The 12,897-nt window shown below is 44.9% G+C and carries 14 protein-coding genes; 1 reads left to right on the forward strand and 13 read right to left on the reverse strand.

Annotation, left to right across the window (positions count from 1 at the left end; genetic code table 11):
* The first annotated feature begins 441 nt into the window (after positions 1-441).
* Positions 442-978, forward strand: coding sequence for a GDSL-type esterase/lipase family protein (locus tag J2Z34_RS15245; RefSeq protein WP_209460731.1), 537 nt, complete (start codon positions 442-444; stop codon positions 976-978).
* A 127-nt stretch (positions 979-1,105) separates the two neighbouring features.
* Here the strand turns inward: J2Z34_RS15245 and bfr are convergent, their stop codons facing one another.
* The 13 genes from bfr to J2Z34_RS15310 form a co-directional block, all read right to left on the reverse strand.
* Complete coding sequence (bfr, locus tag J2Z34_RS15250; RefSeq protein ID WP_209460732.1) at positions 1,106-1,570, reverse strand: bacterioferritin; 465 nt, start codon at positions 1,568-1,570, stop codon at positions 1,106-1,108.
* A 70-nt stretch (positions 1,571-1,640) separates the two neighbouring features.
* Positions 1,641-1,985 (reverse strand): carboxymuconolactone decarboxylase family protein, encoded by a 345-nt coding sequence (locus J2Z34_RS15255; protein WP_209460733.1) that lies wholly within the window; start codon positions 1,983-1,985, stop codon positions 1,641-1,643.
* Between the two features lie 123 nt (positions 1,986-2,108).
* Positions 2,109-3,158 (reverse strand): LCP family protein, encoded by a 1,050-nt coding sequence (locus J2Z34_RS15260; RefSeq protein WP_209460734.1) that lies wholly within the window; start codon positions 3,156-3,158, stop codon positions 2,109-2,111.
* 227 nt (positions 3,159-3,385) lie between these two features.
* Positions 3,386-4,036, reverse strand: a complete 651-nt coding sequence (locus J2Z34_RS15265; RefSeq protein ID WP_209460735.1) for a hypothetical protein — start codon at positions 4,034-4,036, stop codon at positions 3,386-3,388.
* Complete coding sequence (gene pilM, locus J2Z34_RS15270) at positions 4,026-5,402, reverse strand: pilus assembly protein PilM (RefSeq protein ID WP_209460736.1); 1,377 nt, start codon at positions 5,400-5,402, stop codon at positions 4,026-4,028. Before pilM ends, J2Z34_RS15265 begins: the two co-directional genes overlap by 11 nt.
* Before the next feature lie 11 nt (positions 5,403-5,413).
* Positions 5,414-6,607, reverse strand: a complete 1,194-nt coding sequence (locus J2Z34_RS15275; RefSeq protein ID WP_209460737.1) for a type II secretion system F family protein — start codon at positions 6,605-6,607, stop codon at positions 5,414-5,416.
* Positions 6,608-6,618: 11 nt separating this feature from the next.
* On the reverse strand, positions 6,619-8,280 hold the full coding sequence (locus J2Z34_RS15280; RefSeq protein WP_209460738.1) for a GspE/PulE family protein: 1,662 nt from the start codon (positions 8,278-8,280) through the stop codon (positions 6,619-6,621).
* A 14-nt stretch (positions 8,281-8,294) separates the two neighbouring features.
* Entirely contained in the window at positions 8,295-9,215 is a 921-nt protein-coding gene (locus tag J2Z34_RS15285) for a PilW family protein (RefSeq protein WP_209460739.1), read from the reverse strand.
* Positions 9,208-9,663 (reverse strand): hypothetical protein, encoded by a 456-nt coding sequence (locus tag J2Z34_RS15290; protein WP_209460740.1) that lies wholly within the window; start codon positions 9,661-9,663, stop codon positions 9,208-9,210. The genes J2Z34_RS15285 and J2Z34_RS15290 overlap by 8 nt, the downstream gene beginning before the upstream one ends.
* A gap of 12 nt (positions 9,664-9,675) precedes the next feature.
* On the reverse strand, positions 9,676-10,071 hold the full coding sequence (locus tag J2Z34_RS15295; RefSeq protein ID WP_209460741.1) for a type IV pilus modification PilV family protein: 396 nt from the start codon (positions 10,069-10,071) through the stop codon (positions 9,676-9,678).
* Between the two features lie 87 nt (positions 10,072-10,158).
* A complete protein-coding gene (locus J2Z34_RS17805; RefSeq protein ID WP_280922341.1) occupies positions 10,159-10,617 on the reverse strand; it encodes a type IV pilin protein in 459 nt (152 codons plus the stop codon).
* A 424-nt stretch (positions 10,618-11,041) separates the two neighbouring features.
* On the reverse strand, positions 11,042-11,788 hold the full coding sequence (locus J2Z34_RS15305; RefSeq protein WP_209460742.1) for a prepilin peptidase: 747 nt from the start codon (positions 11,786-11,788) through the stop codon (positions 11,042-11,044).
* Between the two features lie 21 nt (positions 11,789-11,809).
* Entirely contained in the window at positions 11,810-12,883 is a 1,074-nt protein-coding gene (locus J2Z34_RS15310) for a type IV pilus twitching motility protein PilT (RefSeq protein WP_209460743.1), read from the reverse strand.
* Positions 12,884-12,897 lie beyond the last annotated feature (14 nt).

The raw sequence follows: 12,897 nt of genomic DNA on the forward strand, positions 1-12,897 counted from the left end.
TTTTATCTGGATAGATACGGTATTCATAGGCTTTATGCTGCAGCACTGCACTCACCTCCAGAGATGTCAAAGCTTGAACTGTCTCATTTCTTTTTATGAACCTGTATGTACCTGCGAATTTGCTCCTCGGTGTTTTCAATCTGCAGATGCACATAATCATTATGCGTTTCCATCTACAGAATATACAAATCGTTGTCATCAGCAATCAGATTTAACAAATCCTTCACATATTTCCGCTTGTCTGATCAGATATCATATTGGTACATTACGAGCCAGACCATATGGTACTGGATCGTATAGACATATCCTCATCCATAATGTATTTTGAAATAAGAACACCTCTGATCCGTTTAGCATTTGAATAATGCATAGCTATTATTCAAGGTGTTTTGTGGTAATCATTACTTGATATATGCTAATGTTCTAAGCACTGTTTATTTCTTGATTTCGCTTGCTAACTCACGACTGAAGTCACGAGTTTGCGCAAGCTTTTTCATCAAGAAGGCTGATGTTATCACTATAAGCATCGGCGGAAACAACATCATGGATGCAGGCGAGAACTTCTTCTCTTCACTGAACAATACTATCGCTGAAGCCAACACTGTCGATTTTGTTGCAGATTATCCCAAGATCATCGCTGCAATAAGGGCATTAAATACTGGTGCACGGATCATTGTACAGACTCTATACAACCCCTTCAATACCATCGCGATTTCAGTCTATGAGGGAGACCCTGCTCTTCAGGCTGAAACCGAAGAATACATCTCAAGGGTAAATGCAGCAATTAATTCAGTCAGTGATACCAAGTACACAGTAGTCGACATCCACAAGCTTTTTCTCGAGAGTTATGCGAATAAAGGCCTCATGGGTAATATCACTTATTTCTATCCAGCTGCATGGCTTAAGTTCACAAGAGACCCTCATCCTAACCAGACAGGTGAAAACCTTATTGGAAGTAAAGTCATCGCCGCATATTAGGTGGAGTTGATCACCCACTGGCATGTCAGGATTCATTAGGTTACATATGTTCCAATTATCTATTTGTCTTTCATCTGACTTTACGAAAAGCAAAAAAGATCAGCCGATTATGGCTGATCTTTTTTTGCTATACCTGAGTTGTAAGGAATATCGGAACTGTCATGTGTCCAATCTGGTCCTGAAGCTCCTCGATTCCATCCAGATGCATGTCCTCGTCTCCAAGTATGCTTTCCAGGAGCTCCCTGGTTGCGAAGTCCCTGACTTCTCCAGCAAGTACTATGGCATCATTATATGCCTTTATGGCACCTAATTCTGCAGCGTGGTCGCTTGCGAGCTGCTTGCTGATGTCGCTTCCGATCTTTATCGGAGCCAGGTTGCTTACTATCGGAATCCCTTCAAGGAAAAGTATCCTTCCGATCAGCTTTTCAGCATGCTTCATCTCATCGATGGCACGTTTTTCAAAATGCTTGTGCAGCTTCTCATAGCCCCAATTGGCACTCATTTCAGAATGTACCATGTACTGGTTGACAGCACCAAGTTCATCGGAGAGCAGTGCATTGAGAGCGGTTAATAAATCAGAATTTCCTTTCATTTCCAATCCCCCTATTCTTTTTTGCGGTATGAAACAATCAATATTTGAATGACTGTGGGTACTTTAAAGCCTATTTGCCCTGATTATCAATGATATCCCTTAATGTGAGCAGTCCTTCCATTGACTTTGGAAAACCGGAGGTAGGTGCCACAAGGAGTATCGCATGCTCAATCTCTTCTTTAGTACAGCCAGCCTTCAATGCCTTCAGAATATGGGTCCTCAGTGCGTACTCATACTGGCCTTCAGTTGAAAGTGCAACCTTGATGAGCCATCTGGTCTTCTCATCAAGCGGTCCACCCTTTTCATGTACTAATTCGCCATATTTTTTATATGCTTCGTAGATTTCTCCATGATTCTTGGTCAGATATTCCAGATTTTCCCTTATGGCTTCACTGTTCTCAACCTGTCTGTCCACTACCATTCCCCCTTTCCATCCTACCCTGATTATACTACCCGGAGGATACGAAGTTATCCTGATGTGAATAGTTCAAAGATAATTAACATAAATCACCCTTTGTTCATATGATTAAATACCAGATTACTCTCCGTATATGAGGTCATGCAGCAGCTCCCTGTTCTTTGCGAGGTTTATTGAAACCACACTTCTGCCGTCCATATTGGCATATTTCCAGGTGTTGTCGAATGGTATCCGTCCGTTTCCTGTTGACAGGTCTGATGACTTCATCACATCAAGTCCGAGGCTTAACATTGTCTCTGGCGTGATGTTGGTCTTCGCATGCTTGAATACATTGTTCAGGAGGGAAGGAAGCTTCAACGGACTGAGGTCAGTCCTTACCTTCGAGTAGATTGCCATCAGCACTTCCCTTTGTCTCCTTGTCCTTCCGAAATCCCCGTCTCCGGTCTTTCTGTTCCTGCTGTGTACAAGCGCCTGTTCTCCGTTCAGCTTTTGCATACCGTCTTTAACAACAACCTTAGCAGAGCTTCCTCCATTGATAAACTGGGCCTCTTTTTTGGTCAGGTTTACCTCTACGCCTCCAAGCTCGTCCACTATGCTTTCAAAACCCTCGAAATCCACCAGCACATAGTTCTGTATGTCCAGGCCGAAGTTCTCGTTCACAGTATTTATGAGAAGTCCAATCCCCCCGTAGGAATATGCTGCATTGATCCTGTTGAAGCCGACACCGGGAATGTTTATCCAGACATCACGCATGAATGAGACAAGACTTATGCTTCCTGTCCTCTTGTTGTAGGACACAAGGAGACAGCTGTCAGACCTTCCGTTTCCTGCTTCCCCTTCCCTAAGGTCAGAGCCTACAAGCATGATATTCAAAACATCCTCATCTATCCTGTCCTTCTTGTATATCGGCACATCTTCAGAGCCAATGACATCCACTTCATAGTCCACATCGATGTCATGAGGCGTCCCAATAATCTCTTCAAGCTGAGGCGTCTCAGGCGATAAGGTGGGCGCTGGTCCGTTATCCACTATTTCAACTGGGTCTTTCGCAAGACTAAGTGTCCTGAAGTAAAGGTAGCCAGCTGCTCCCGCTGCAAGCAGCAATAAAGCCAGTATGACCATTAGAACCCTTCTTCCCATACTTCCGCCCTTATTTCCATTTTCTCTCATATCATCATCTCCATGTATATTCCATTAATTTGCTTCCTTCTGTCTTTATCCATTCTATCACTTCATAATATCACTGGAATCTACGTTTCGGTTACAAATTACCCAGATTCTATATCCGCAAGCCTTTGCTGCCAGCCGATTAACATACAATGATTCCAGTGTCTGGTATTTTAACCAAATCCAGAAGAAGCCCTGCTGCATTTCTTTGCAGCAGGGCTAACTGAATGTCAGTCTCCAAACATGGCTCCGATGTCTTCATGTCCGATATTCTCCAGATGGAATTCATAGTCGCTATACCTTGAATCAGGCGGCAATGTATTCCTGACATAGGTAGTTAGTCCAATTTCAGCCTGTACCATGCCTTCGCCTGCGTCCTGGAGCCTTATCGAATCAACCTGAATGTTCTGACCGGTTATTTTTTCAGCATCCTCAATAAAAGAGATAATATCCTTTGCCAACCCTTCGGCAATGAAAGTAATGGAAATTCTCGCAGCTTCGCTTTTTGGAACACTGACCTTATCATCCTTAGCTTTTTCAGCAGCCTCATCAAAGGCTATATGGATCGGAGCTATTCCTTTTATCGCTGAAAACACGTAGAAGTCATAAACTAGCTGAGCTGTGTCGAGATTGTCAGGCACAACTTCACTAAAGCCTGAAATCTTTTCTTCATACCCCCCGATCTTCTTTTCAAGTGCTTTTGCTGAAAGATTGTCAGCTTCAAGCTGATTTTTAAGACTTATGTTTTCTTCACTTGCCTTTGACATCTCGCTTAATGCCTGGATCTTTGGTACTCCGAAAAAACCAAGTAGGAATATGTTTATGGATATGAAGAAGGCGAATATTGCGGCCCTTTGCAGCCGGATCTTCTTATTGTCCATCGGTTGCCTCCCTGTATTTCAGCTCCAGGCGGAACGTCTCTATGGAGTCATCCATCTCGAGGAATGATAATTGAAGCGGCTCGAAGACGCCAGTATCGTTTATCGCAAGCACAAGCCTAGCAGCATCAAGTGTGCTGCCCTGAATTTCCCTCATCCTGAATTCGATGTCCATTCCTGTCCTGTCTATGGCTATTGAATCAATGCCTATGGTAGAAGGTATGCTTTTCTGGATCAGATGCAGCTTTCCGACAAGGTCGTAATCTTCATTTTTCAGGTATTCAATTACCATTATCTTGCCTTCCAGAGCTGCAGCCTTTTCCTTAAGGGCAGCAAGTGCGGCTTCAGCCGCTATAACCTCAGAAGAAGATACCTGGGCAGTCTTCAGTTCAAGCCTTGACCTTAATATACTTTCCATCCCAAGCAAACCGACCTGCAGTAACAGTGTCAGCATCGTCATTGCAGCTATCCTATGAAGCATGGTCCTGCAGAATGGAGTGCTCTGGCATCTGCTTCCCGGATATGCATAGTCCAGCTGTTTGCCGAGTATGACCTCGCTTTCCTTCTGTATCCCGTACAGGTATACGTCTTTCTGCTTCAGCTTGCCTGAATGCTCTGAAATCAGGATACTTCCATCATAGGACAATTCAATTGATGCCCTCACTCTTTCAGCAGGATCTGAATCTCCTATTATTTCAAGCATCGCTACAGTCTCCCCGAAATTCTGCTTTGAGTAGAAATTAAGGTAATACATGATATTTTCAGTGATGCTGTGGAAATCAATACTTTCTGACTCTCCTGACCCTTCCTGTTCAAAGGAAGCCTGCAGGAAGAGGCTATTCCCCCTTACTATGGCAATAGAAGCCTTTGAACTGGAAATCCTGACTATTGCGGCACTCTTTCCTTTTGCTGCAAAACCAAGGTTCATCATGAGCTCCTGCATGGTGAAAATGTGTTCAACCTTCAGTGAGCAGAGTTCAATGAAATTCCTGATTCCACGTATGCTCTCCCTTCTCGCTGCAGCAAGGATCATGGTCATCTCATTATTCTGCTTTTCTCTTGAAATTACCCTGTAATCCACTGAGTAGTCACCGTGGTCAAGGGCGAAGTATTCCGATGCATTTGTCCTGACAAAGCCTTCGATGTCTCTTGGCTTCATTACGGGTGTGGTTACTCCCTTGACGACTGTATTCTCATCATCAAGGATAGCTGTCACCTTCTTGAGATTGCAGCTGTTCCTTTCCAGAAAAAACCTGACATCTTCAGGAGATGTAATATCCTGGGAGTCCAATATTTCAATGGTCCTGCCCTTTCTCAAAAGCAGGATCTCCTTGCTTTCATTTGAAAACCTGATTATTAGTTCTTTCATGTTTTTCCCCTCTACCCGATATTCTGGGAAATGGTAAGTATCGGTACGGCAATGGCAATTATGATGAAGCCTACTATTCCGCCAATGATGAGGATCAGAAGCGGCTCGATCCTTGCAGTGAGCCTTGCAAGAGACTGCTCCACCTTCCTGTCGTAAGCGGCAGCTACCTTGTACAGCATCTCGTCAAGCCTGCCTGTCTCCTGTCCTACCCTCATGAGACTGTAAACCATAGGTTCGAAAAGATCCTCAGCCTCGAACGCCTCAGACATTGAGGTTCCTGACATTATTCTTACTATGGCCTTTTCAAAGCCTGCCTCGACATATCTGTTCCTGATGATATCCTTTGTGGCATTCAGAGCCGTAAACAGAGGTATTCCTGACTTTAGGAATACACCCAGGCTTCTGGTAACCCTTGATATTATGACTTGTCTCCTGAATTCTCCCATGAGCGGCACCCTTAGTGACAGTGAATCCCGTATGTCCCGAACCTTCAGGCTGTCCCTTGTAAGGATAAGTGCAATAACAGCTGCAGAAATTCCAATCAGCATAACGGGCCAGTGATTTTCAAACAAGCCGGCAAGGTTCAAAAGGATCCTTGTAGGAAGCGGCAGGTTTTCCATTGACTCAAACAGGTCCTTGAATGCAGGTACGATGAAGTACATGAAGAACAAGAGAGTCGCAAAGGTTGCAAATATAAGTATCTTAGGATAGACAGATGCAGCCCTTACCTTGCTTCTTACAGCTACATCCTTCTGGTAGAACTCCTCCATATTTGAGAATATGCCGTCAAGGTCCCCGGTTGATTCACCTATTCTAACCATATCCACGAGGAGATCAGGAAATTCCCCTGTTTCCTCCATCGATGCTGAGATTGCTTCACCTCTCTTCACCTGTTCAAGAAGAGCGGTGAATACCTTCTTCTTTTTTGGATCCTTTGCCTGCTCCTCCAGTATTTCAAGGCTCAGCACGACATTTACCCCGGACTGCAGCATCATTGCCATATGACCGCAGAAGTCCGCTGCATCCTGCTCACGAATCAGCTTTCTCCTTGTTATCAGTTTTTTCTCCTTCTTTTCATCCAAAGAAACAGGTGTAATAGACAACGCTCTCAGGTTATCAAAAGCAGAGGCGGTGTCAGGAGCTGACAAAACGCCTTTTACCATATTCCTTTTTTCATTCCAGCCCTTGTATCTGTAGCTTGGCATTTTCTCACACCCTAATATGTAGTACGGATAAGCTCCTCTATGGTAGTAGACCCTTCAATGACTTTCGCTATGCATGATTCACGCAGTGTCCTCATGCCGCCTGATATAGCCAGTTTCTCGATCTCTAAGTCCGAGGCCCCGTCAGCGATCAGGTTTCGTATTCCTTCTCCTGCCTCCATGACCTCGAATACCGCTTCACGGCCCTTATAGCCCTTCATTCCGCATGCCGGGCATCCTTCGGCTCTGGATAGCATTGCGTCTCCCGTCAAGGAAAGCAGCCTCTTCTCAGCCTCTGTGGCAGGTGTCTTACTTGAGCAGGCCTGACAAACCTTCCTGACAAGCCTTTGGGAAATGACTCCTGCAAGCGTGGAGCTCAACAGGAACTCCTCTATGCCCATATCACGCAGTCTGGTTATCGTTGATGCTGCATTGTTGGTATGGATCGTCGAGAAAACAAGATGGCCGGTGAGTGCAGCTCGTACTGAAATCTCAGCGGTTTCGTCATCCCTCACCTCTCCGACCAGGACGATATCAGGATCCTGCCTGAGTATGCTCCTCAGTCCTGTGGCGAAAGTGAATCCAACACGGCTGTTCACCTGCATCTGGTTTATACCTTCAAGGTTGTATTCAACGGGGTCTTCTATGGTCACAATGTTCTTCCTGGAATCATTGACCTCCTTCATGAAGGAGTACAGTGTAGTGGTCTTTCCGCTTCCGGTAGGCCCGCAAAGGAGGACCATTCCATACGGACGCCTGATCATCCTGCTGATGGATTCCTTCTCAGCTTCTGTGAAGCCCAGTGAGTTAAGGTCCAGCAGTGAGTCATCACGTCCCAGGAGCCTTATGACCATCTTTTCTCCGTATATCCCTGGCACTATGGATACCCTCATGTCTATCGATGATATACCGATCCTGTATAGGAATCTTCCGTCCTGAGGAACACGCTTCTCCGATATGTTGAGGTTAGACATAATCTTGATCCTGCTCACTACAGGCTCAAGGATACCCATGTCAGTCCGGAGCATCTCCTCAAGGAAGCCGTCGATCCTGTACCTCACCCTCAGTTCCTTTTCACCTGGCTCAATATGTATGTCAGATGCCTTGTTCATTACCGCATTTTCAAGCACAGTGTCTATGAATCTTACTACAGGCGCATCCGGACTGTTTATTTCACCGGTCTTTGCCTGGATGCTTCTTGTTGAAGAAGCTCTTCTGAAGCTCTCGGCAGCATTTTTTGCCTTCTCCTTGCCATAGTGCTTCTCTATGCTCCCAAGCACCTTTTCCCTTGCAGAGATTGCCGGCTTGACAACATACCCTGTGGCCATCCTTATATCCTCGATGGCAAAATAGTTGGAAGGGTCACTCATGGCTACAGTAAGCTGCCCGTTATCAACCCGTAGAGGCAATGCCTCATATTTCCTAGCAAGACGTTCAGGCATAAGGCTTAAAGTCTCAGGCCGTATATGAACCTCGTCGAGGTCAATGAGGGGAACGTTAAGCTGGTTCTTTACCGCATGGAGCATTTCATCATAGGTGACAAGTCCCTGTCCGACCAGAATGTCTCCGAGTCGCCTGCCGCTTTCTTTTTGCAGCTTAAGCGCAGACTCGATGTCATTCCCGGTGACAAGTCCTTCTGAAACCAATATTTCACCAAGTCTCTTTTTAGAAGCCATCTCTTTACCTTCTTTCAATATATGTCAAAGTATGAATCGTTGAACTTCAGCTCATTGGTCAAAGCAGCACTTTCATCAAGGTACCTGTACTGAAAGGAGAATGAAGCATTCGCTCCGCTCAGGTTCCTTTTGTTCTCAATCCTCAGGTCAAGGGAAGTGTCTCTTGTCATCCCCTCGAAATACATCATCGGAACGGTATCTGCAGACCCTTTCCCGTTGAACTGATTTAGGCTTTCATTGTATCCGAAAGAGTAAAGCAGCAAGGTACCCTGATAAAGATTAACCTGAACTGGAGACTTGCTTGATGATTGCACGATTTCAATCCTGTCCGGCACGTAATCCAGCACCTGTGGCTCTGCAATTACAGCTCCACCTTCATCCTTCAGTCTTACAAGCTTACCGTTTTCAAGGTCAACGTAGAGCAAATAGTTAGGACTTGCAATTACTGAAGGCGGAATCTGGTACCCGAAGCTCCTCTTTCCAGACCTTAGCCTGTTTGTAATATCAAGTTTATAGGGTTTCCCGTCAGCTGTGAAATCCACCTTGAATCCCAAAGTTGGTGCGGTAACTGTCTCTTCGATGATAAAAGACCCTATACGTCCTTCAAGGAATGTCCTGACCAAGCCATCCTTACCTGTCCTTGAAAGTGTTCCTGAACTCTGGTCAAAGGAATAACTTACTATACTTCCATCTGTAAGCATAAGGCTTGAAGTCCCACTGGCTTCACTTATATCAGCAACATCAAGATACTGAAGGTCATACATCAGCATTTCCTGAAGAAACCTTATATCCTGCCTCATAGTCACATCAAGCTCAGTCTCCTTAGCCTGTACACCGGTCATCAGCATGAGCGTATATGCGATTCCAAGAACGAAAGTTCCAACTGACATGGCAACAAGCACTTCTACAAGAGTAAAGCCTCTCTTCCTAGTCATCGCTAAAGCTCCTTTCATACGCAATTATCTGGAATTCTTCCACGTCTGAAGAGCTGTTCACGAGGAATCTGGCTGAAGCTATTATCCTAAAGCTCCTTCCGCTCGAATCCTTTGCATAGCAGTCAATCTCAAAGGTTTCTCCTGACCTTGAGACAGTTGCACTGACGATCGCACCATTATAAAATTTTTCTGTTTCAGTCTGTGGAAGCATTACTTCAGAAGGAACAGGCAATCCACCTGAAATTGCCTCATGGATACTGAACAGGCTTTCCTCGACTCCTGCCTGAGCAGCATACGATAGCAATATCCGCTTTTCCTGGCTTTCCCTATTCTTTAGGTCAGAATACACCATGGTGAACATAGCTGCTCCAAGGGTTGTGACCATGAACATGGCGAGGATGACTACCAGAAGTGCATACCCCTTCTGCTTCGATTGCCTGCGCATCAAGACTCATCCCTCCTATTTCCTGAATGCATAGTATTTGGTGCTCAGCTTCTTTTCATAATTCCCATATGTTACTTTAACTTCTACTGTGTACAGTCGCGCCACTTCTCCAGCTTCATCCGACACCACAGCTTCATCAGCACCGCTAAGTATCCTGTAGTCTAAAATGAATCCATCAACCTCCTGATCAGTTATGAATACTCCCGAAGGTGAAACAGAGAGGTTGTCAGGCTCAGCAAGAAGTGATTCAATCCTGTTTTCAGCTAAAGTCAAGGCTTCCTGTGCAATACGGCTGCTGTCCCTCGCCTTTAAAAGGGAGTTTGAAAGAGAATAAAAGCCCACTACAAGAAGACTTGCAATCGCAAGCGCAACAATTGTCTCTATGAGGCTGTAGCCCTTGACCTTCTTCAATGTCTTCTCTCCTTATCCAAGAAAGACCACTTCGAAAGTGGTCTCACTCACGAAGTGGTCTTCAAACCACATGGTTATGTATTAGGATTATGTTGTTGGTGCTGGTACTGGTGCTCCTTCAGGTACAACTTCGACTACAAAATTGTCAAATGTCTTTACATATTTAGTGGTGTCTTCTGATTCTCCTAGAAGTGTTACTAGTTTTTCTAAACCTTTTTCTGATACTCCGCTTACTGTCAAAGTATTAGTGTCGGTGCCATTGGTAAATGCATAAGTTCCGCCCCATGGATTTTCATCCTTTACACCGAGCTTGCTCATTTCATCTTTAAGCTGTATCTGAGTCGGATATTTGCCTTCGCTTACATAATAAGTGAGGGTTGCTGTCTGGTATGCCCTGATATCTGCAAGGGCTGCTGTTGCCTTGCTCTTCTCTATTGCTCCAAGAGCTGCCGGAGTAACGATGGTAGCGAGTACGGCTATGATTGCGGTTACGATAAGCAGTTCAACCAGTGTGAAACCCTTCTGTTTTTTCATTGTCTTCTTCATGCAAGAAACCCCTTTCGATTCTGTTAGATGTTTGTGTCGGTTTTGAAAGAACTTTTCAATAATTTTTATAATTTCATCTGTCCAACCTAATCTCATATCCAAAATAGATGTTCTTCCTGAAGTATTTGAAAGGAACAAATTATATTCAGAGAATTACTATCAGTAGATAATCAATATAAATTTGTACAGAAAATCAATGATAAAAATATAGCATGACTTTCAGACTTTTACAACAAATGGTAAATATTGATATTTTACCTATTGTTAAATTATTTATTTATATATTTAGTATAACTTCAATAATGAATCTGCTATTTTGACCGAATCCGTCTTAAAATTATTAGAATTACGCTCGTTCTTGAAATAAACAATAAGTTTTTGACAATCTGTCTTTTTGTCAGGTTATGTGTCGAAAAATTGCTCTTCAAAAAGCTGAAAGGTAGGCCTTAACTGCCTCCTGGCCTATCAGTAGAGCGACATAGAAGCCAAGTATAAGGAACGGTCCGAATGGAACTGAATCCCTTCTCCCCATTTTTCTTGATACCAGAAGGTATGTCCCGACCATTCCGCCGGCGATGCTTGCTATGAAGAAGGCAAAGGCTGTAAGGCTTGGTCCCAGCAGCATTCCGATGATAAGGAGAAGCCATGCGTCACCCCAGCCCATACCACCTCTTGTAACAACTATTACAAGAGCTATAAGAGAGAAGCCTGCCAATCCGGAAAGGATGTTTCCTATTACATCGCCATTAGAGAACTGCAGGTAGGCGAGAAAAATGAATGCTATAAAAAGGCCGAACCAGATGGTGACATTGAAGATGTCCTGGTACCTGAAGTCCAATATCCCGATTACTATGAATAGCGATGCCGCTATTGCGAATATGATTGACTCAAGGCTCCAGCCAAACCGGAGATATATCAGAGTGAACAATATCCCGTTTACGAGCTCAACAATAGGATACTGCGGAGAGATCCTCTTTCCGCAGTATCCGCATTTGCCTTTTAAAAACATGTAACTTGCTATAGGTATAAGATGTATCGGCTTGAGCCTCGTCCCGCATTCGTTGCATCTGCTTGACGGGAAGGCTATGTTTTCACCGAGTGGAAGCCTGAAAATAAGGACGTTCAGGAACGAGCCTATGATCAGGCCGTATATGAGAAAAAGTAAAGCCATAATGTTCTCCGTTCTGTTTTATCAGCCTGTAACCAGCCGTATGTTCATTGTCATTTCCTTCAGGACCGCTTCCCTGTCATGTGCAAAGGCAAGTGCGGTTTCCCTTGTGATCTTCTTGTTCTCGAAAAGCTTCAGGATGGCTCCGTCCATAGTCTTCATTCCAGCCCCAGAACCTGTCTGGATCTGATTCTGCAGCATATGGGTCTTGCCTTCCCTGATAAGGTTCCTGATTGCAGGAGTTCCTGTCATGACCTCGAAGGCAGCTTCACGTCCTGATTCATCCGCCTTCGGAAGAAGCTGCTGCGATATTATCCCCTCAAGCACCATTGATAGCTGAAGCCTTACCTGAGCCTGCTGATGGGGAGGAAACACATCTATTATTCTGTCCACTGTCTTTGCTGCACCCGAAGTATGCAGTGTCGATAGCACCAGATGCCCGGTTTCAGCTGCAGTTATGGCCGTGCTTATGGTTTCCAGGTCCCTCATCTCCCCAACAAGGATAACGTCAGGGTCCTGCCTCAGAGCTGACCTCAGTGCAGATGGGAAGCCTACTGAATCCTTGGTTATCTCCCTCTGGCTGATTACACATTTCTTGTGCTTGTGGATGTACTCCACCGGGTCCTCAAGTGTTATGATATGACCTTCCCTGGTAGTGTTTATCCTGTCTATCATGGATGCAAGGGTAGTTGATTTTCCGCTTCCTGTTGGGCCAGTTACCAGCACAAGCCCCTTCTTCAGGCCGCAGAAGATGTCAGCTACAGGTGGAAGGCCAAGCTTCTCTAATCCAGGTATGTCTGATCCTACTATCCGAAATGCAGCCGAGAGACCTCTTCTTTCCTTGAAGAAGTTCACCCTGCATCGTCCATACATGCTTGGGTATGAGTAGTCAAGTTCTCCCTTGTCAGCGAGGATCCCTCTGTCTTCCCTTGGTACTACCCTTTCCATGGTCTTTTCAATGTCTTCCTTGAGCATGTGAGAATCATCAAGCTCCCTAAGGGACCCGTTGATTCTTGCCATTGGTTTTGCACCAGGTGCCAGGTGTATGTCCGAGGCTCCCATCTGCACGGCTTTTCTAAGCAGCGTATCAATGTCCATATTCTTATCCCCTT

The sequence above is a fragment of the Youngiibacter multivorans genome, from assembly GCF_017873395.1.
Classification (GTDB): domain Bacteria; phylum Bacillota; class Clostridia; order Clostridiales; family Clostridiaceae; genus Youngiibacter; species Youngiibacter multivorans.

Excerpts from the sequence above, each read along its gene's own strand:
- J2Z34_RS17805 (WP_280922341.1), bottom strand. The coding sequence starts at position 10,617 with ATGAAGAAGACAATGAAAAAACAGAAGGGTTTCACACTGGTTGAACTG.
- J2Z34_RS15265 (WP_209460735.1), bottom strand. The coding sequence starts at position 4,036 with ATGGACAATAAGAAGATCCGGCTGCAAAGGGCCGCAATATTCGCCTTC.
- J2Z34_RS15310 (WP_209460743.1), bottom strand. The coding sequence starts at position 12,883 with ATGGACATTGATACGCTGCTTAGAAAAGCCGTGCAGATGGGAGCCTCG.
- J2Z34_RS15260 (WP_209460734.1), bottom strand. The coding sequence starts at position 3,158 with ATGAGAGAAAATGGAAATAAGGGCGGAAGTATGGGAAGAAGGGTTCTA.
- J2Z34_RS15275 (WP_209460737.1), bottom strand. The coding sequence starts at position 6,607 with ATGCCAAGCTACAGATACAAGGGCTGGAATGAAAAAAGGAATATGGTA.
- pilM (WP_209460736.1), bottom strand. The coding sequence starts at position 5,402 with ATGAAAGAACTAATAATCAGGTTTTCAAATGAAAGCAAGGAGATCCTG.
- J2Z34_RS15280 (WP_209460738.1), bottom strand. The coding sequence starts at position 8,280 with ATGGCTTCTAAAAAGAGACTTGGTGAAATATTGGTTTCAGAAGGACTT.
- bfr (WP_209460732.1), bottom strand. The coding sequence starts at position 1,570 with ATGAAAGGAAATTCTGATTTATTAACCGCTCTCAATGCACTGCTCTCC.
- J2Z34_RS15305 (WP_209460742.1), bottom strand. The coding sequence starts at position 11,788 with ATGGCTTTACTTTTTCTCATATACGGCCTGATCATAGGCTCGTTCCTG.
- J2Z34_RS15285 (WP_209460739.1), bottom strand. The coding sequence starts at position 9,215 with ATGACTAGGAAGAGAGGCTTTACTCTTGTAGAAGTGCTTGTTGCCATG.